We start from the raw sequence: 17,698 nt of genomic DNA, 5'->3' as shown, positions 1-17,698 counted from the left end.
TGACCTCGTAGAATCGGACAGGGGCAGAAAAATAAAGCACAAATAAATTTATGAGCGTTGATTCTTTTGCGGGCTCACTTCATGACGAGTAATAGAATGAAGTTCATTCATTAATAATCGCCAGCTTAAACCAGTGGCGAGCGAAATATAATATAAGCTCACACCATTAGCATAAAGGGTTCTCGCCATTTTAAGTTTTGACTGCAAAGCAATATCTTTCAAATTTAACCTCATGAATAACGCTCGACATATTAAATTTAGAAGACTTCTTCTCTATAGCCAAGAAGTGACACTTAAAGCCGGAATTAGACTCTCTAAATACCTTGCTCCTGCCGATAAGCCAATTACCGGTACTCCCCATTTAGAGCATCCGACTTATGAACATCAAAGATAGATGTCACGCGATGGCATCTGTATAATCCCCCGATTACGAGCAATGTACAGTATAAGAAAATGGCAAAAATTGGTTTTATTTCACTAGGTTGTCCGAAAAACCTCGTTGATTCTGAGCGCATCCTGACTGAACTTCGTACCGAAGGTTATGACGTGGTGCCGAATTACGACGACGCGGATATGGTTATCGTTAACACCTGCGGCTTTATCGACAGTGCGGTACAAGAATCACTGGAAGTGATTGGCGAAGCGCTGAACGAGAACGGCAAGGTGATTGTCACCGGCTGTCTGGGCGCGAAAGTCGATCAGATCCGTGAAGTTCACCCGAAGGTGCTGGAAATCACCGGACCGCACAGTTACGAGCAGGTTCTGGAACACGTTCACCATTACGTGCCAAAACCAAAACATAACCCGTTCCAGAGCCTGGTTCCTGAGCAGGGCGTCAAGCTGACGCCGCGTCATTACGCCTATCTGAAGATCTCTGAAGGGTGCAATCACCGCTGCACGTTCTGCATCATTCCGTCCATGCGCGGCGATTTGGTCAGCCGTCCCATCGGCGAGGTACTCAGCGAAGCCAAGCGTCTGGTTGATGCGGGCGTCAAAGAGATTCTGGTTATCTCCCAGGATACCTCCGCTTACGGCGTGGATGTGAAGCACCGCACCGGCTTCCATAACGGTGAGCCAGTGAAAACCAGCATGGTTGATCTGTGTGAGCAGCTGTCGAAACTGGGTATCTGGACTCGTCTGCACTACGTCTATCCTTACCCGCACGTCGATGATGTCATCCCGCTGATGGCAGAAGGCAAAATCCTGCCATATCTGGACATCCCGCTGCAGCATGCCAGCCCGCGTATTCTCAAGCTGATGAAGCGCCCTGGTTCGGTAGACCGCCAGTTAGCGCGGATTAAGCAGTGGCGTGAAATCTGCCCTGAACTGACCCTGCGTTCAACGTTCATCGTCGGCTTCCCGGGTGAAACCGAAGAAGACTTCCAGATGCTGCTCGATTTCCTGAAAGAAGCGCGTCTGGATCGCGTCGGCTGCTTTAAATACAGCCCGGTAGAAGGTGCGGGGGCCAATGCGCTGCCGGATCAAATCCCGGAAGAGGTGAAAGAAGAACGCTGGAACCGCTTTATGCAATTGCAGCAGCAGATCTCTGCTGAACGCTTGCAGGAGAAAGTCGGCCGAGAAATTCTGGTCATCGTCGATGAAGTTGACGAAGAAGGCGCGATTGGTCGCAGCATGGCTGACGCCCCGGAAATCGACGGCGCGGTGTATATGAATGGCGAAACCAACGTGAAGCCTGGCGATATCATCCGCGTGAAAGTCGAAAACGCAGACGAATACGATCTGTGGGGCAGCCGCGTTTAACGCATCGTCACCCAACAGTAGGCCGGATAAGGCATTTACGCCGTCATCCGGCCTACTGTTTATCCTTTAATCTTCGGGTCCAGCGCGTCGCGCAGGCCATCACCCAATAAGTTAAACGCCAGCACCGTCAGGAATATTGCCACCGCCGGGAATATCGCCACGTGTGGAGCAATCACCATATCCGCCCGCGCTTCGTTGAGCATCGCGCCCCACTCCGGCGTCGGTGGCTGAGCACCCAATCCCAGGAACGACAAACTCGCGGCGGAGATGATCGACGTCCCGATGCGCATGGTAAAAAAGACCACGATCGACGACACCGTCCCCGGCAAAATATGGTTGAAGATAATGGTCGTATCGCTGGCGCCAATGCTGCGCGCCGACTCAATAAACGTTTGCTGTTTAAGCACCAACGTATTCCCACGCACCAGTCGCGCAAAGGCTGGAATGGAGAAGATGGCGACGGCAATAATGACGTTAGCAATGCCGCTGCCGAGCACCGCCACCACCGCTATCGCCAGCAGAATACCCGGAAAAGCGAATAGCACATCGCAGATACGCATAATCAGCCGATCCCACCAGCCTTCGTAATAACCTGCCAGCAGACCCAACACCGTACCTATGGCCGCGCCAATAAATACGGCAAACACCCCTGCCGCCAGCGAAATTTGCGCGCCAACCAGCACGCGGCTAAAAATATCCCGCCCCAGCGAATCGACGCCAAACCAGTGCAACATCGACGGCCCATCATTGAGGCGGTCATAGTCGAAGTAATTCTCGGCATCAAACGGCGTCAACCAACGGGCAAATATCGCCACCAGGATCAAGGCCAGCACGAATAACCCGGCGATCATCGCCACACGCTGGCGACGAAAACGACGCCAGAACTCGTGCCACGGCGTGCGGATCTGTTCAGGCTTAACGAGCGGCATTGCATTTAAAATCGCCTGTCGGCGCCAGTTAAAAAATCGCATCCTTACTTGTACCTGATAGCCGGATTAATGGCGGCATAGAGCACATCCACCACTAAGTTAATAAGAATAAACTCCAGAGAAAATAACAGCACCTCGGCCTGAATCACCGGGTAGTCTCGCATTTCAACCGAGTCCACCAACAATCGTCCGAGCCCTGGCCAGTTAAAGACTTTCTCAACCACAATGGAGCCACCAAGCAAAAAGCCAAACTGCAGCCCCATCATCGTGACGACCGGGATCATCGCGTTACGCAAACCGTGTTTTAACACCACCCAGGTTTCACTCACCCCTTTTGCCCGCGCGGTGCGCATGTAATCTTCGCTGAGCACATCGACAAACGAGGCGCGGGTAAAACGCGCCAATACCGCTGCCACCGCAGCGCCCAGCGTGATAGAGGGCAGGATATAATGCTGCCAGGAATCCGCGCCCACGGTGGGTAACCAGCCGAGCTCCACGGAAAAAATCTGCATTAACAGCATGCCGAGGGCAAACGCCGGGAAGGAGATCCCGGTGACCGCAAGGGTCATACTCAACCTGTCCGGCCAGCGATTTCGCCATACGGCGGCGATGATCCCCGCCGTCATGCCGAACAGGACCGCCCACGTCATGCTGGCAATCGTCAACCACAATGAGGGCATAAAGCGGCTGGCAATCTCTTCAGCAACCGGGCGACGCGACACCATCGAGGTGCCAAAATCACCTTGCAACACGTTCGTCATGTAATGCCAGAACTGAATATGCAGCGGCTGATCCAGACCTAACTGCTGACGCACCAGTTCAATAACCTCGGCATCGGCTTCCGGTCCGGCAATCAACCGGGCCGGGTCGCCGGGCAAAAAATGAACAAATAAGAACACCAGCACCGCGACGATCAGTAGCGTTGGAATCAACCCCAGCAGGCGTTTGAAAACATAATTAAGCATCAGACTCCCTTCGGCGGCCCCCTGTGTTCAGGGGCCGAATGAATAGCTTATTGCAAATCCGCATCGTCAAAACTAAATCCGGTATCCGGCATAATCCAGAATCCCGTCAACCTGGTACTGTGCGCAGAGATCAGTTTTTCCACCACCAGCGGGATCCACGGCGACTCTTGCCAGATGATATCCTGCGCATCTTTGTACAATCGCGCTTTTTCGCTCGGATCGTTCGTTTGCAGCGCCGCGACTAAATCGCTGTCCACCTGCTTGTTACTGTAAAATGCCGTATTAAACAACGTTGGCGGCCAGTTTTGCGAAGCAAACAGCGGTGATAATGCCCAGTCAGCTTCGCCCGTCGACGCCGACCAGCCGGTGTAGAACATCCGTACCCCGCTCTCTTTCTGCGCCTTACCTTCAACTTCTGCCGCCCGCTGTCCGGCATCCATCGCCGTCACCTGCGCCTTCACGCCGACCTGCGCTAACTGCTGCTGGGTAAATTGCAGCACTTTCTGCGCGGTGCTGTGATTATGCGATGACCACAGCGTGGTGGTAAAGCCGTTGGGATAACCCGCTTCTTTCAGCAACTCACGCGCTTTCGCCGGATCGTAAGGCCACGGCGTATAGCTTTGCGCGTAGGCTATCGCGGGCGGCAGCACGCCGGTCGCCGGTGTGGCGTAACCGGCAAATGCCACTTTTACCAACGCCTGGCGGTTGATAGCATAGTTCAGCGCCTCACGCACCTTCGGATTATCAAACGGTTTTTGCGTCACGTTCATGCTGATATAACGCTGCATGATTGACGGGCTGGCAACCAGCTCCAGGTTTTTGTTCTTCGCCAGTAATGCAGCCTGCTCGTAAGGGATCGGGAAGGCAAATTGCGCCTCGCCGGTCTGCAACATCGCCGCACGGGTGTTATTGTCGGTCACCGGACGCCAGGTAATCGTATCCAGCTTCGGCAGGCCCTGCTGCCAGTAACCAGCGAACTTTTTCACCTTCACAAAATCGGTCTGATTCCAGGTTTCAAGCTGATAAGGCCCGGTCCCCACAGGATGGAAGCCGATATCTTTTCCGTATTTCTTCAGCGCCGCCGGCGATATCATTGCCGTTGCCGGGTGCGCCAGGATATTAATAAACGCCGAGAACGGCTGTTTCAGCGTGATCTTCACCGTCGTTGGATCAACAGCCTCGGTGTTAGCGATATTTTTATACAGGTTATAGCGTTTAAGATGATTTTCCGGATTGCTGGCTCGCTCAAGGTTAGCTTTCACCGCCTCTGCATTGAAATCGGTGCCATCCTGAAACTTCACCCCCTGCCGCAGCTTGACGGTATACGTTAAGCCGTCATCGGAAACGGTATAGCTTTCCGCCAGTACATTTTTCAGCTTCATCTCTTTATCAAGGCCGAACAGTCCCTGATAAAACGACTTCGCCACCGCCTGCGACAGCGTGTCATTCGCGTCATAGGGGTCGAGCGTAGTAAAATTAGATCCTACCGCCACCACCACGTCTTTAGCCGACCAGGCAGGGGACGCAGCCAGTGCAGAGGCAACCCCCAGCGCAACCAGCCATTTACGAGCAACAATTTGTCTCATGTTATTCTCCTGAACCCTGCCTGTTATAGACGCGAAAGCGCATTTTCCACCTGCGGACGCGCAACATAATGCCCCGGCCCCACTAACTGAAGTGCCACCGGGGAAATCTCTTCTCCGCGCTTGCGGATATTGCTGGGGATATCATCCGACAGCAGCACCCGCTGCGGCCGCTGATGAGAGGGATCGGCAACCGGAACCGCCGCCATTAATTTGCGGGTATACGGATGCTGCGGATTTTCAAACACCGCCCGACGGGGACCAATCTCGACAATCTGCCCCAGGTACATCACCGCCACACGGTGGCTGATACGTTCGACCACCGCCATATCGTGAGAAATAAACAGGTAGGCGATGCCCATTTCCCGCTGGAGATCGAGCAACAAATTAATAATCTGCCCACGAATCGAGACATCCAGCGCCGAAACTGATTCATCGGCAATGATCACTTTTGGATTGAGCGCCAGCGCCCGGGCAATACAGATACGCTGACGTTGGCCACCGGAAAACTCGTGCGGATAGCGCCAGGCGTGTTCAGGGAGTAGCCCCACCCGCTCCAGCAGCCAGGCGACCCGTTTTGCCGCGGCGTCCCCTTGCAGTAGACCGTGCACCCGCAGCGGCTCGAGAATGGAATAACCTACCGTCTGACGCGGGTCGAGCGACGCATAGGGATCCTGGAAAATAAACTGAATATCCCGACGGAGCGGCTGAAGCTTGCTGCTGGCCAGCGTGTCTATCCGCTGACCGTTAAAGGTAATCTCCCCGTGCTGAGACTCCACGAGTCGCAACAACGCCCGTCCGGTAGTAGATTTACCACAGCCGGACTCCCCGACCAGCGAGAGCGTTTCGCCTGGCCACAGATCAAAACTGACGTTTTCCACCGCATGCACCTCGCGGGTCACGCGATTGAGAATGCCGCTGCGCAGCGGGAAACGCGTCACCAGATTACGCACCTGCAGGATCGGCTCGCCCGCCACCACCGTGTCCTGTTCAGTCTGCGGTTCACGGTGGTCGGGGTCCTGCAGCGAAATCAACGGGAAACGGCGCGGCAGTTCATGTCCGCTCATTGCCCCGAGCTGCGGCACAGCAGCCAGCAGCGCTTTAGTATAGGGATGTTGCGGGGCGTGAAAAATCTGTTCCACGCTGCCCGTTTCTACAGCTTCGCCCTGATACATCACCAGGACGCGGTCGGCAATATCGGCAACCACGCCCATATCGTGGGTGATAAAAATCACCCCCATAGCCATGTCCTGCTGTAATACTTTAATCAGCTGCAGGATCTGCGCCTGAATGGTGACATCCAGCGCGGTGGTCGGCTCATCGGCAATCAATACCGCCGGACGGCACGACAGCGCCATCGCAATCATGACCCGCTGGCGCATACCGCCAGAAAGCTGATGCGGAAAGCGCGATAAAATGGCCCTCGACTCCGGTATCCGCACCTGGTCGAGCATCCGTTTGGCCTCTTCCATCGCCGCCTCACGGCTAGCCCCCTGATGCAAACGAATCGACTCGGCTATTTGCTCGCCGACGGTGAACACCGGATTGAGCGACGTCATCGGCTCCTGGAAGATCATCGCGATATCCGCCCCACGCACATGGCGCATCTGCGACGCGCTCTGTTCGCCCAGTTCAATCACCTGCCGGTTGCGTCGCCGAAGCAACATCTCATCGCAGCTCACCTCTCCGCCCGCCTGTTCAATCAGGCGCATCAGTGACAGCGCGGTGACCGACTTTCCTGAACCGGACTCGCCAACAATCGCCAGCGTTTCCCCACGCTTGAGGCGAAATGACAAATTGCGTACCGCACTGACCCGCTTCTGCTCCTGCGCAAACGCAATGTTCAGATTGCTAACCGCCAGTACATCGTTGGCGTCAAGCTCATCACTGTGTGGCAACGGTATCTCCTTTCTCCCGGTAAATACCGGTGGTTGGCGTATCGCCAGCGTATCCCCAGGCACGGTACATGCCTTCACTGTTAAACGGTAAGGCCACGTTACCTTCATGATCGACGGCAATAAGCCCGCCGCTACCGCCGAGCGCCGGTAATTTTTCCATGACTACGCGTTCGCAGGCCTCTGACAAGCTCAGCCCGCCATAATCCATCAGCGCGGCAATGTCATATGCTGCCAGCGCGCGTATAAACACTTCCCCGGTTCCGGTACACGAGACCGCCACGCTGGCATTATTGGCATAACAACCGGCACCCACTAACGGGCTATCCCCGACGCGCCCCGGCAGTTTGTTGGTCATGCCACCGGTCGAGGTCGCCGCCGCCAGATTACCGTACTTATCCAGCGCCACCGCGCCAACGGTGCCCATTTTGCTGCCCTCATCCAGCGGCGTACCGCCGTGATCGAGCACCGTTTCCCCCGCTGTACGTGCGGCCAGTAGCTGAGCATACCGCTCTGGCGTCGAGAAAATATCCGCACTCACGCGATCCATGCCCTGCGCATGGGCAAAATTCTCTGCCCCTTCGCCTATCATCATAACGTGCGGGCTTTTTTCCAGCACCAGACGGGCCGCGAGGATCGGGTTACGCAGGTGGCTGACGCCTGCGACGGCGCCCGCCTGCAGCGTATTTCCGTCCATCACGCAGGCATCCAGCTCATGGGTTTCATCACGGGTAAATACGGCGCCGATTCCGGCATTAAACAGAGGACACTCTTCCAGTAAGCGTACGGCTTCAGTCACCACATCCAGCGCGGTTTGGCCCGCCTCCAGCATTCGTTGCCCTACTTCAACGATATCTGACAATGCCTGTATATAACGCAATTCCTGCTCCTGACTCAGCTGCGCGCGGGTGATTGCGCCAGCGCCGCCGTGAATTGCAATGACTGCTTTGCCCATTTTTATCGTCCATTTAGGTGGCAGGAAACGTGGTTATAAATAGCAGAATTTCGGTGAGTTATTGATTCGATTTTCGAATATAGAAAGATGCAGACGTCATGTAAAGATAAAGGCCTGTACCTAAGACTGAGGTGGCATACTGTCTGCGTCTGTTTTCTGACATAATGATCGGATTCGATTTTGCCTCGCAGGAGTCTTCTCATGGAATTTACCGCCGGACTGATGCCGCTCGAAACGGCACTTTCACAAATGCTGTCGTCGATTACCCCACTCACCGCCGTTGAAACACTGCCGCTGGTGGATTGCTTTGGTCGCGTGCTGGCAACCGACGTCGTCTCACCGATTGATGTGCCGGGATTCGATAACTCGGCAATGGACGGTTACGCGGTGCGTTTAGCGGATTTGCAATCCGGTCTGCCGCTTGCTGTCGCAGGTAAAGCCTTTGCCGGTCAGCCTTTTCATGGGGAATGGCCTGCGGGAACCTGCATCCGCATTATGACCGGCGCACCGGTGCCCGCCGGCTGCGAAGCCGTGGTGATGCAGGAACAAACAGAACAAACTGATGACGGTATTCGTTTTACCGCAGAAGTTCGCGCCGGACAAAATATTCGTCTGTGCGGTGAAGATATTGCTCACGGCGCGGTGGTGTTTGCCGCAGGGACGCGTCTGACAACCGCTGAGCTCCCGGTGCTGGCCTCGCTCGGTATTGCCGATGTGCAGGTTGTGCGTAAAGTGCGCGTGGCGCTATTTTCTACCGGTGATGAGCTACAGCTGCCAGGCCAACCGCTGGGTGACGGCCAGATTTATGACACCAACCGCCTGGCCGTACACCTGATGCTGCAACAGCTGGGCTGTGAGGTCATCAACTTAGGTATTATCCGCGACGATCCTCACGCCCTGCGCGCGGCGTTTATCGAAGCCGACAGTCAGGCCGATGTGGTGATAAGCTCCGGCGGTGTATCGGTCGGGGAAGCGGACTACACCAAAACCATTCTCGAAGAACTCGGCGAAATTGCCTTCTGGAAACTGGCGATTAAGCCGGGTAAACCGTTCGCGTTCGGTAAACTGAGCAACAGCTGGTTTTGTGGCCTGCCAGGTAATCCAGTCTCTGCAGCCCTCACCTTCTATCAGCTGGTGCAACCGCTGCTGGCAAAACTGAGCGGAAATACCGCCAGCGGATTACCCCCACGCCAGCGCGTACGGACCGCATCACGCCTGAAGAAAACGCCTGGCCGTCTGGATTTCCAGCGCGGCGTATTGCAGCGTACGGCTGACGGCGAACTGGAGGTCACTACCACCGGTCATCAGGGCTCGCATATTTTTAGCTCCTTTAGCCTTGGCAACTGCTTTATCGTTCTGGAACGCGATCGCGGCAACGTTGAAGCCGGAGAGTGGGTAGACGTCGAGCCATTTAACGCGCTGTTTGGAGGCCTGTAATGGCAGAACTCAGCGACCAGGAGATGCTGCGTTATAACCGGCAAATCATCCTGCGCGGCTTCGACTTTGACGGTCAGGAAGCGTTAAAAGAAGCGCGGGTGCTGGTCGTAGGACTCGGAGGACTTGGCTGCGCCGCAACTCAGTATCTGGCGGGCGCAGGCATCGGGCATTTAACCCTGCTCGACTTTGATACCGTGTCGGTTTCCAATCTTCAGCGCCAGACGTTGCATAGCGACGCGACCGTCGGGCAGCCAAAAGTGGAATCGGCACGCGATGCGCTGGCGCGTATTAATCCACATATCACCCTCACACCGGTGAATGCGCTGCTTGACGATGCTGCGATGCATGCGTTGGTTGTAGAGCATGACCTGGTGCTGGATTGCACCGATAACGTCGCCGTGCGCAATCAGCTGAATGCCGCCTGCTTTACGGCAAAAGTGCCACTGGTGTCCGGTGCGGCCATTCGTATGGAAGGACAAATCACCGTCTTTACGTATCAGGAGGGTGAAGCCTGCTACCGCTGTTTGAGCCGCCTGTTCGGTGAAAACGCCTTAACCTGCGTGGAGGCCGGCGTGATGTCACCGCTGATTGGCGTGATCGGGTCGCTGCAAGCGATGGAAGCCATCAAGTTACTGGCAAACTTCGGTAAACCGGCAAGCGGTAAAATCGTGATGTACGATGCGATGACCTGCCAGTTCCGGGAGATGAAGCTGATGCGCAACCCGGGGTGTGAGGTTTGTAGTCGGTAAAAAAGTCGGGTGGCAGCTTCGCCTTACCCGACCTACAACGGCTCGAACGTAGGCCGGGTAAGCGTTAGCGCCACCCGGCAACAGCATCAGATCGACGTACGTCCAAATGCGCTCTGCCAGTCGTGCGCAAATTTCGCCATGGCGGCATCCACGGCCGGGGAGCTAATCAGCTGTTGCGCCACATCCAGCGGCAGCGTAATGGCTTCACAGCCAGCTAACAGGCAGTCCAGCGCCTGACGCGGGGTTTTAAAACTGGCAGCCAGTACTTTGGCGTGCGGCGCGTGCATTTTCAGTAAGTTCTGTAAATCGACTACCGTCTGAATACCATCCCCGCCCTGCGCATCCACGCGGTTAACATACGGCGCAATGTATTCGGCCCCTGCCAGCGCAGCTAACAGCCCCTGTGCTGCACTGTAAACCGCGGTGCCCAGCGTTGGGATCCCCTCTTTCTTCAGCAGCTTAATCGCTGCCAGCCCTTCTGCGGTCACCGGTACCTTCACCACGATATCGGGAATCATTGCCCGCAGTTTATGCGCGTCGCTGACCATGCCCTCAGCGGTCGTTGCCATCACCTGAGCAAACAAACGCCCCTGCCCGCCAATCGCGTCATGCAGTTCCGGGAGTAACACCTCCAGCGCCTTTCTACCTGCCGCCACAATACTCGGGTTTGTGGTGACACCTGCCAGCGGAAAAATACGCGCCAGGGTTTTCACCGCATCCACATCAGACGTATCTAAATAGAGTTCCATAACCGTTCCTCAAAACTGATCGTTAGCATGAATCAACGGTAGCACGACGAAACCGCGCGGTTAGTTGACTCACGTCAATATAACTTTCATTCGAAAGTAATTTAATCTTTATACGAAAGAAGAGAGGCCGCTTATGATTTTCAATATCCAGCGCTATTCCACCCACGATGGTCCCGGTATCCGCACGGTAGTCTTCCTTAAGGGATGCTCTCTGGGTTGTCGCTGGTGCCAGAACCCGGAAAGTCGTGCCCGTACGCAGGATCTGCTGTATGACGCGCGTCTGTGTCTGGAGGGCTGCGACCTGTGTGCTCAGGCTGCGCCTGACGTCATTCAGCGCGCCCTGAACGGCCTGCTTATTCATCGTGAAAAATTGACCGATAAGTCGCTCACCGCGCTCACCCACTGCTGCCCGACCCAGGCGCTTACCGTCTGCGGTGAAGTCAAAAGCGTAGAGGAGATAATGTCCACCGTGCTGCGCGATAAACCCTTCTACGATCGCAGCGGTGGTGGGGTAACGCTCTCCGGCGGTGAGCCGTTTATGCAGCCGGAGCTGGCCGCGGCGTTGTTCAAAGCCAGCCATGAGGCGGGTATTCATACTGCGGTCGAAACCTGCCTGCACGTACCGTGGAAGTACATTGAACCTTCATTAGCGTACATCGATCTGTTTCTTGCCGATTTAAAACACGTCGCCAATGCGCCGTTTAAGCAGTGGACTGATGGCAACGCTGCTCGCGTGCTGGAGAATCTGAAAAAACTGGCCGCTACCGGAAAAAAAATGATTATTCGCGTGCCGCTGATTCAGGGCTTCAATGCCAACGAAGAAGCCATTAAAGCCATTACCGATTTTACTGCCGATGAACTTCACGTCGGTGAGATTCATTTTTTGCCCTACCACACCTTGGGCATCAATAAATACCACTTACTCAGCCAACCCTACAACGCCCCGGACAAACCGCTGGATGCGCCTGCACTGCTCGACTTTGCCCAGCAGTATGCCAGCCATAAAGGTTTAACCGCGACCCTACGAGGATAACCGCCATGACCACACTGAAACTGGATACACTCAGCGACCGCATCAACGCACACAAAACAGCCCTGATCCACATTGTGAAGCCGCCGGTGTGTACCGAGCGCGCCCAGCACTATACCGAGATGTATCAGCAGCATCTGGACAAACCGATCCCGGTACGCCGCGCGCTGGCGCTGGCGCATCATCTGGCGGAACGGACTATCTGGATCAAACATGACGAGTTGATTATCGGTAATCAGGCAAGCGAAGTCCGCGCCGCGCCAATCTTCCCGGAATACACCGTATCGTGGATTGAAAAAGAGATCGACGATTTGGCCGACCGACCAGGAGCCGGCTTTGCGGTCAGCGAAGAGAACAAGCGCGTACTGCATGAAATCTGCCCGTGGTGGCGCGGTCAGACCGTACAGGATCGCTGCTACGGCATGTTTACCGACGAACAAAAAGGCCTGCTGGAAACCGGCATCATCAAAGCCGAAGGCAACATGACTTCCGGCGATGCGCACCTGGCGGTGAACTTCCCGCTGCTGCTGGAAAAAGGCCTTGATGGTCTGCGTCATAAAGTCGACGAACGCCGCTCGCGCATAAACCTGACTTGCCTGGACGATCTTCATGGCGATCAGTTCCTGAAAGCCATTGATATCGTGCTGGATGCCGTCAGTCTGCATATCGAACGTTTCGCCAGCCTGGCACGCAAAATGGCAGCAACTGAAACCCGTGAAAGCCGTCGCGATGAGCTGCTGGCAATGGCAGAAAACTGCGATGTCATCGCCCACGAACCGCCAAAAACTTTCTGGCAGGCACTGCAGCTGTGCTATTTCATCCAGCTTATCCTGCAAATCGAATCGAACGGTCACTCAGTATCATTTGGCCGCATGGACCAGTATCTCTACCCGTTCTATCGTCGCGACGTGGAGCTGAATCAGACGCTGGACCGCGAGCACGCCATTGAGCTGCTGCACAGCTGCTGGCTGAAGCTGCTGGAAGTGAACAAAATCCGCTCCGGCTCCCACTCGAAAGCATCCGCGGGCAGCCCGCTGTATCAAAACGTCACTATCGGTGGTCAGAATCTGGTCAACGGCCAGCCAATGGACGCGGTCAATCCGCTCTCTTATGCCATTCTGGAATCCTGTGGCCGCCTGCGTTCAACCCAGCCGAACCTCAGCGTGCGTTATCACGCCGGAATGAGTAACGATTTCCTTGATGCCTGCGTGCAGGTCATCCGCTGCGGATTCGGCATGCCGGCGTTTAACAACGACGAAATTGTTATCCCGGAATTTATTAAGCTGGGTATTGAACCGCAGGATGCCTACGACTACGCGGCAATTGGCTGCATCGAAACCGCCGTGGGCGGCAGATGGGGCTACCGCTGCACCGGCATGAGCTTTATTAACTTTGCCCGCGTGATGCTGGCCGCGCTGGAAGGCGGTCGCGATGCTACCAGCGGCAACGTCTTCCTGCCGCAGGAAAAAGCGCTCTCGGCGGGTAACTTCAACAATTTCGACGAGGTAATGACTGCCTGGGATTCGCAGATCCGCTACTACACGCGTAAATCCATCGAGATTGAGTATGTGGTCGATACCATGCTGGAAGAAAACGTCCACGACATCCTGTGCTCAGCGCTGGTGGATGATTGCATTGAGCGGGCGAAGAGCATTAAACAGGGCGGCGCAAAATATGATTGGGTATCCGGTTTGCAGGTCGGGATCGCTAACCTTGGCAACAGTCTGGCTGCCGTGAAAAAGCTGGTCTTCGATCAGGGTGTTATCGGTCAGCAACAGCTGGCGGCGGCCCTGGCGGATGACTTTGCAGGCCTCACGCATGAACAGTTACGCCAGCGTCTGATCAACGGCGCACCGAAGTACGGTAACGATGATGACAGCGTCGATACCCTGCTGGCCCGTGCTTACCAGACCTATATCGACGAACTGAAGCAATATCATAACCCGCGTTACGGTCGCGGTCCGATCGGCGGTAACTATTACGCCGGAACCTCCTCCATCTCGGCAAACGTACCGTTTGGCGCGGCAACCATGGCAACACCGGATGGCCGTAAAGCGCATACCCCGCTGGCAGAAGGCGCCAGCCCGGCCTCCGGTACTGACCACCTCGGCCCAACGGCGGTGATTGGTTCGGTGGGCAAACTGCCAACCGGCGCGATCCTCGGCGGGGTGCTGTTAAACCAGAAGCTGAATCCGGCTACACTGGAAAATGAATCCGATAAGCAAAAGTTAATGATCCTGCTGCGTACCTTCTTTGAAGAGCACAAAGGCTGGCATATTCAGTACAACATCGTCTCTCGTGAAACGCTGCTGGAAGCGAAAAAACACCCGGATCAGTACCGTGACCTGGTGGTGCGTGTTGCTGGCTACTCAGCCTTCTTTACTGCCCTGTCTCCGGATGCACAGGACGATATCATCGCCCGAACAGAGCATATGCTGTAATTTCCCGTAGGCCGGATAAGACGTTTTTGCGTCGCTATCCGGCAGCGATACCGCCTCAATGCCGGATGGCGCTGACGCTTATCCGGCCTACAACTGTGCTGTAATAGACGACGGGAAAACTTTCATTCGAAATTAAATTTGTGCTACAGGTCACATTGTTATTAGAATGTTTCTGGTTGCAGTGAAAGCCAGGAGCATATATGACCATCAACGTTATCGTCACCGACATGGACGGCACTTTTCTCGACGATGCCAAGCAGTACGATCGCCAGCGATTTATGGCGCAGTATCAGCAATTGAAAAAACGAGATATTGAATTTGTCGTGGCCAGCGGCAACCAGTATTACCAGTTGATCTCCTTTTTCCCTGAACTCAAAGACGAAATCTCTTTTGTCGCCGAGAACGGCGCGCTGGTGTATGAACACGGCAAACAACTTTTTCACGGCGAGCTTACCCGCCACGAATCTCGTATTGTCATCGGCGAGTTATTGAAGGATAAGCAGCTGAATTTTGTCGCCTGCGGACTGCAAAGCGCCTACATCAGCGAAAATGCCCCGGAGGCGTTTGTGGCGCTGATGTCAAAACACTACCATCGCCTGAAACCGGTTAAGGACTTTCAGGACATCGATGATGTGCTGTTCAAGTTCTCACTGAATTTACCTGATGGGCAAATCCCGTTGGTTATTGACCATTTGCATACAGCCCTCGACGGTATCATGAAGCCGGTGACCAGCGGGTTTGGCTTTATCGATCTGATAATCCCAGGTTTACATAAAGCCAACGGTATCAGCCGCCTGCTTAAACGCTGGAACCTGTCACCGCAGAATGTAGTTGCCATTGGTGATAGTGGCAACGATGCGGAAATGCTGAAAATGGCACACTATTCCTTTGCCATGGCTAATGCCGCCGACAGCATTAAAGCAATTGCCCGCTACCAGACCGATGACAACAATCATCAGGGTGCACTGAACGTGATTCAGGCCGTACTCGACAACACCTCACCGTTTAACGTCTGACAATAAACCGGAGTTCAGGCTCCGGTTTCTACACTGCACCCCAGCCCATCAGAAATCCTCCAGCTCAGCGCGAGCGTGGGCAGAAACAATGTATTGCCCGATAAGCGTCAGCAGCGCTTGCGCATCCAGCTTAACCTTTCCATTTTCCTGCTGGCGTAACACATCGCCGGCCACCACGATTGCAACCGCATGTTTTCGCGGGTTAAAGCGAATAACCTGCATAAACCGTTTGGTGGTGAGATTCGGTTGATAATCATCGTCCATGAAGAATTCAATCGTCATCGAACTGGAAATAATCGTCAGGTTATAGTCGGCAATATTATTTAGCGGTAGCGGCTGAGGCAACCACGGGCTGGCGATCGCGTCCTGCGTCAGCACCAGCAGCGGCTGTCGCGTTCGTCGTAAGGTGATAATGCCCAACAGCCCAAAGGCAATTCCGCCGAAGGGGATCAACCAGCACCAGACGCTAACCGTCTTGAACACAACCAGAGCCACGCCCCCCAGCAGCAGAAAAAGACCTGCCGCCATCATGTACCACGCCGGTTTCGCACTCATCCATAGCGCCACCGAATCTGTTGCCTGTTGAGCTTCAGCTTCAAGAGCCTGACGATAATTCTCCCGTTGTGAGGTAACGTTTGCCGACATCATGCGTGAAAGCGATGTACACAGGGCATCTGCGTCGGGGAATAACCGGAGAAAAAAAGGGTTGTCACCCTCTACAACCGGGCGCGCTGCCCGCGCCAGAAGCTCGTCATCCAGTGCCACCCCCAGCGATGCAATGCGATCGCGCGTCGTCGGATGACTGTCCATCAGATGCGCAATTTCATTATTGATACTATTATGCAGCGCAAACTGCCCGCCCCCCTGCAGTTCAGCAACCAGGTAGGCAAGCCAGTTCGCGCTGGCTACACGCCCACGAAAAATCGCGGCAAAAAATTGAGATACCGGTGCTTCCAGCGCCGATATACGCAGTAACGCCGACGCGAATGCCGCAGGAGAAGACACCTTTGCACCTGTCTCATCGGCCGCATACTCCCGGAGCCGACTCCAGTCACTGACCGTTTCATGGAAGGTCTGCAAAAACCATAACCCCATATCCAGCGACGGGCGCAGTACGATGCGATCAAGCCACGAAAATCCCTGCGAGCTGTTCGCCATCTGCTCAAGACTGTTTTGCATCCCGGCATACAGAGGAACAAAACGCAGGCTGTACTGCGTATCCTCGCCGGTAAAATGTCCCAGCTCATGACCAATCACCGCAGCCGCTTCCGCTTCATCCAGCAATGCCATATACGTTAACGGCAAGTAGAGCGTATTACCCGTTAGCCGCTTGCCCTCTTCAATTTGAACGGCATTGGCGGTGGCAAAGAAGCCGTCAAAAAATCCAACCACGATATTATCGGGCACCGTCAGTTCCGCGCGCCGGGTGATATCACCTATCCATTGCCATAGCGCCGGGTTATTCGCGGCGGTGACATTCACCCCGCAAATCTCCGTATCGTCGGGTTGAAAGAGAGCAAAACATCGTCTGATCGAGGACAAGCTTTTGAATAACATCCAGACAATAGCGCCGATAGCCATCAGGATAATCGCCGCAAGTTTGAAACCACCCTCCCCACCGATATGAGATGCAATCCAGATAATCTCTGACAACGCCAGGGCAATAACCGCCAGACCACAAGTGACAATCTCTGCGGCCATCATAAAGGGCAACAGGCGACGGCAACGCGTAAATGTGCGAATCAGGGTGCTCTGGGAATGGCGCGAAGCGCGGGCGCTGGTTGTACATAGCCCTACAGCCGCCCCCACAATAAGTAAAGCTGCACCGGCAAGCGTTATCGCCAGTAGGGCCAGCATCAGCCGCAGCACCGCCTCTGCGTTGCCGTCAATAACATAGCCGGCCCGCCAGCACTGCCATAGCGCATAAATCAGGATGCCAGTCGGAACGGCAAAGAGATGAAGTGTTCCTTTTCTTTCCATTGAACAATGTCCTTGTATTCGACCTGGAGCATCCACGTGGTTCTGGTCTTTGAATTGGCGGGATACCGTTGAGGAGAGAAGTATAGATAGCCCAACTTATTACAGGTAAACGTTTTTATCCGCCCCAGCCAAATTCAGAATTTTTCAGGCAAAACGATCGCAGCCCTTCGTCGCAACACCTCACAAACTTTAAACTTGCATTAACTAA

At 54.8% G+C, this 17,698-nt stretch carries 13 protein-coding genes; 6 read left to right on the top strand and 7 right to left on the bottom strand.

Features of this window, described 5'->3' with window-relative positions; all coding sequences use genetic code 11:
* Positions 1-453: 453 nt before the first annotated feature.
* Entirely contained in the window at positions 454-1,761 is a 1,308-nt protein-coding gene (gene rimO / locus QNN86_RS05480; RefSeq protein WP_115258973.1) for a 30S ribosomal protein S12 methylthiotransferase RimO, read from the top strand.
* 59 nt (positions 1,762-1,820) lie between these two features.
* On the opposite strand, the gene gsiD is transcribed toward rimO, so the two are convergent.
* From gsiD to iaaA, 5 genes are read right to left on the bottom strand one after another with little or no spacing between them, the layout of a single operon-like run.
* The gene (gsiD, locus tag QNN86_RS05475; protein ID WP_096757731.1) at positions 1,821-2,732 is read right to left on the bottom strand and encodes a glutathione ABC transporter permease GsiD; all 912 of its coding nucleotides are present in this window, start codon (positions 2,730-2,732) and stop codon (positions 1,821-1,823) included.
* Between the two features lie 2 nt (positions 2,733-2,734).
* Positions 2,735-3,655 carry a glutathione ABC transporter permease GsiC gene (gene gsiC / locus QNN86_RS05470; RefSeq protein WP_196208245.1) on the bottom strand — a complete coding sequence of 307 codons (921 nt, stop codon included), beginning with the start codon at positions 3,653-3,655 and terminating at the stop codon, positions 2,735-2,737.
* Positions 3,656-3,702: 47 nt separating this feature from the next.
* Complete coding sequence (gene gsiB / locus QNN86_RS05465; RefSeq protein WP_414210738.1) at positions 3,703-5,241, bottom strand: glutathione ABC transporter substrate-binding protein GsiB; 1,539 nt, start codon at positions 5,239-5,241, stop codon at positions 3,703-3,705.
* A gap of 23 nt (positions 5,242-5,264) precedes the next feature.
* Positions 5,265-7,136: a glutathione ABC transporter ATP-binding protein GsiA gene (gsiA, locus tag QNN86_RS05460; RefSeq protein WP_414210737.1), complete on the bottom strand. Its 1,872-nt coding sequence runs from the start codon at positions 7,134-7,136 to the stop codon at positions 5,265-5,267.
* Positions 7,123-8,088, bottom strand: coding sequence for a beta-aspartyl-peptidase (iaaA, locus tag QNN86_RS05455; RefSeq protein ID WP_096757735.1), 966 nt, complete (start codon positions 8,086-8,088; stop codon positions 7,123-7,125). The genes gsiA and iaaA overlap by 14 nt, the downstream gene beginning before the upstream one ends.
* Positions 8,089-8,289: 201 nt before the next feature.
* On the opposite strand from iaaA, the gene moeA reads away from it, so the two are divergent.
* Positions 8,290-9,525 carry a molybdopterin molybdotransferase MoeA gene (moeA, locus tag QNN86_RS05450; protein ID WP_181694872.1) on the top strand — a complete coding sequence of 412 codons (1,236 nt, stop codon included), beginning with the start codon at positions 8,290-8,292 and terminating at the stop codon, positions 9,523-9,525.
* The gene (gene moeB / locus QNN86_RS05445; protein WP_096757738.1) at positions 9,525-10,274 is read left to right on the top strand and encodes a molybdopterin-synthase adenylyltransferase MoeB; all 750 of its coding nucleotides are present in this window, start codon (positions 9,525-9,527) and stop codon (positions 10,272-10,274) included. The genes moeA and moeB overlap by 1 nt, the downstream gene beginning before the upstream one ends.
* 86 nt (positions 10,275-10,360) lie before the next feature.
* Here moeB and fsa read toward each other — a convergent pair whose 3' ends face one another.
* Entirely contained in the window at positions 10,361-11,023 is a 663-nt protein-coding gene (fsa, locus tag QNN86_RS05440) for a fructose-6-phosphate aldolase (RefSeq protein WP_117341685.1), read from the bottom strand.
* A 133-nt stretch (positions 11,024-11,156) separates the two neighbouring features.
* Between fsa and QNN86_RS05435 the strand changes: the two genes are divergently transcribed.
* The 3 genes from QNN86_RS05435 to QNN86_RS05425 all read left to right on the top strand — a co-directional run bounded on the left by QNN86_RS05435 (position 11,157) and on the right by QNN86_RS05425 (position 15,510).
* Positions 11,157-12,056, top strand: coding sequence for a glycyl-radical enzyme activating protein (locus tag QNN86_RS05435; protein ID WP_414210736.1), 900 nt, complete (start codon positions 11,157-11,159; stop codon positions 12,054-12,056).
* A gap of 5 nt (positions 12,057-12,061) precedes the next feature.
* On the top strand, positions 12,062-14,494 hold the full coding sequence (locus QNN86_RS05430) for a formate C-acetyltransferase/glycerol dehydratase family glycyl radical enzyme (protein ID WP_414210735.1): 2,433 nt from the start codon (positions 12,062-12,064) through the stop codon (positions 14,492-14,494).
* A 200-nt stretch (positions 14,495-14,694) separates the two neighbouring features.
* Positions 14,695-15,510, top strand: coding sequence for a Cof-type HAD-IIB family hydrolase (locus QNN86_RS05425; RefSeq protein ID WP_414210734.1), 816 nt, complete (start codon positions 14,695-14,697; stop codon positions 15,508-15,510).
* Between the two features lie 48 nt (positions 15,511-15,558).
* Here QNN86_RS05425 and QNN86_RS05420 read toward each other — a convergent pair whose 3' ends face one another.
* Positions 15,559-17,490: a M48 family metalloprotease gene (locus QNN86_RS05420; protein ID WP_414210733.1), complete on the bottom strand. Its 1,932-nt coding sequence runs from the start codon at positions 17,488-17,490 to the stop codon at positions 15,559-15,561.
* Positions 17,491-17,698: the final 208 nt, after the last annotated feature.

Source organism: Citrobacter sp. C348 (genome assembly GCF_047467975.1).
Taxonomy (GTDB): domain Bacteria; phylum Pseudomonadota; class Gammaproteobacteria; order Enterobacterales; family Enterobacteriaceae; genus Citrobacter; species Citrobacter gillenii.
The sequence above is the reverse complement of the archived record's forward strand: the minus strand, read 5'-3'. Positions and strand labels throughout refer to the sequence as shown.

Excerpts from the sequence above, each read along its gene's own strand:
- rimO (WP_115258973.1), top strand. The coding sequence starts at position 454 with ATGGCAAAAATTGGTTTTATTTCACTAGGTTGTCCGAAAAACCTCGTT.
- gsiD (WP_096757731.1), bottom strand. The coding sequence starts at position 2,732 with ATGCGATTTTTTAACTGGCGCCGACAGGCGATTTTAAATGCAATGCCG.
- gsiC (WP_196208245.1), bottom strand. The coding sequence starts at position 3,655 with ATGCTTAATTATGTTTTCAAACGCCTGCTGGGGTTGATTCCAACGCTA.
- gsiB (WP_414210738.1), bottom strand. The coding sequence starts at position 5,241 with ATGAGACAAATTGTTGCTCGTAAATGGCTGGTTGCGCTGGGGGTTGCC.
- iaaA (WP_096757735.1), bottom strand. The coding sequence starts at position 8,088 with ATGGGCAAAGCAGTCATTGCAATTCACGGCGGCGCTGGCGCAATCACC.
- moeA (WP_181694872.1), top strand. The coding sequence starts at position 8,290 with ATGGAATTTACCGCCGGACTGATGCCGCTCGAAACGGCACTTTCACAA.
- moeB (WP_096757738.1), top strand. The coding sequence starts at position 9,525 with ATGGCAGAACTCAGCGACCAGGAGATGCTGCGTTATAACCGGCAAATC.
- fsa (WP_117341685.1), bottom strand. The coding sequence starts at position 11,023 with ATGGAACTCTATTTAGATACGTCTGATGTGGATGCGGTGAAAACCCTG.
- QNN86_RS05435 (WP_414210736.1), top strand. The coding sequence starts at position 11,157 with ATGATTTTCAATATCCAGCGCTATTCCACCCACGATGGTCCCGGTATC.
- QNN86_RS05430 (WP_414210735.1), top strand. The coding sequence starts at position 12,062 with ATGACCACACTGAAACTGGATACACTCAGCGACCGCATCAACGCACAC.
- QNN86_RS05425 (WP_414210734.1), top strand. The coding sequence starts at position 14,695 with ATGACCATCAACGTTATCGTCACCGACATGGACGGCACTTTTCTCGAC.
- QNN86_RS05420 (WP_414210733.1), bottom strand. The coding sequence starts at position 17,490 with ATGGAAAGAAAAGGAACACTTCATCTCTTTGCCGTTCCGACTGGCATC.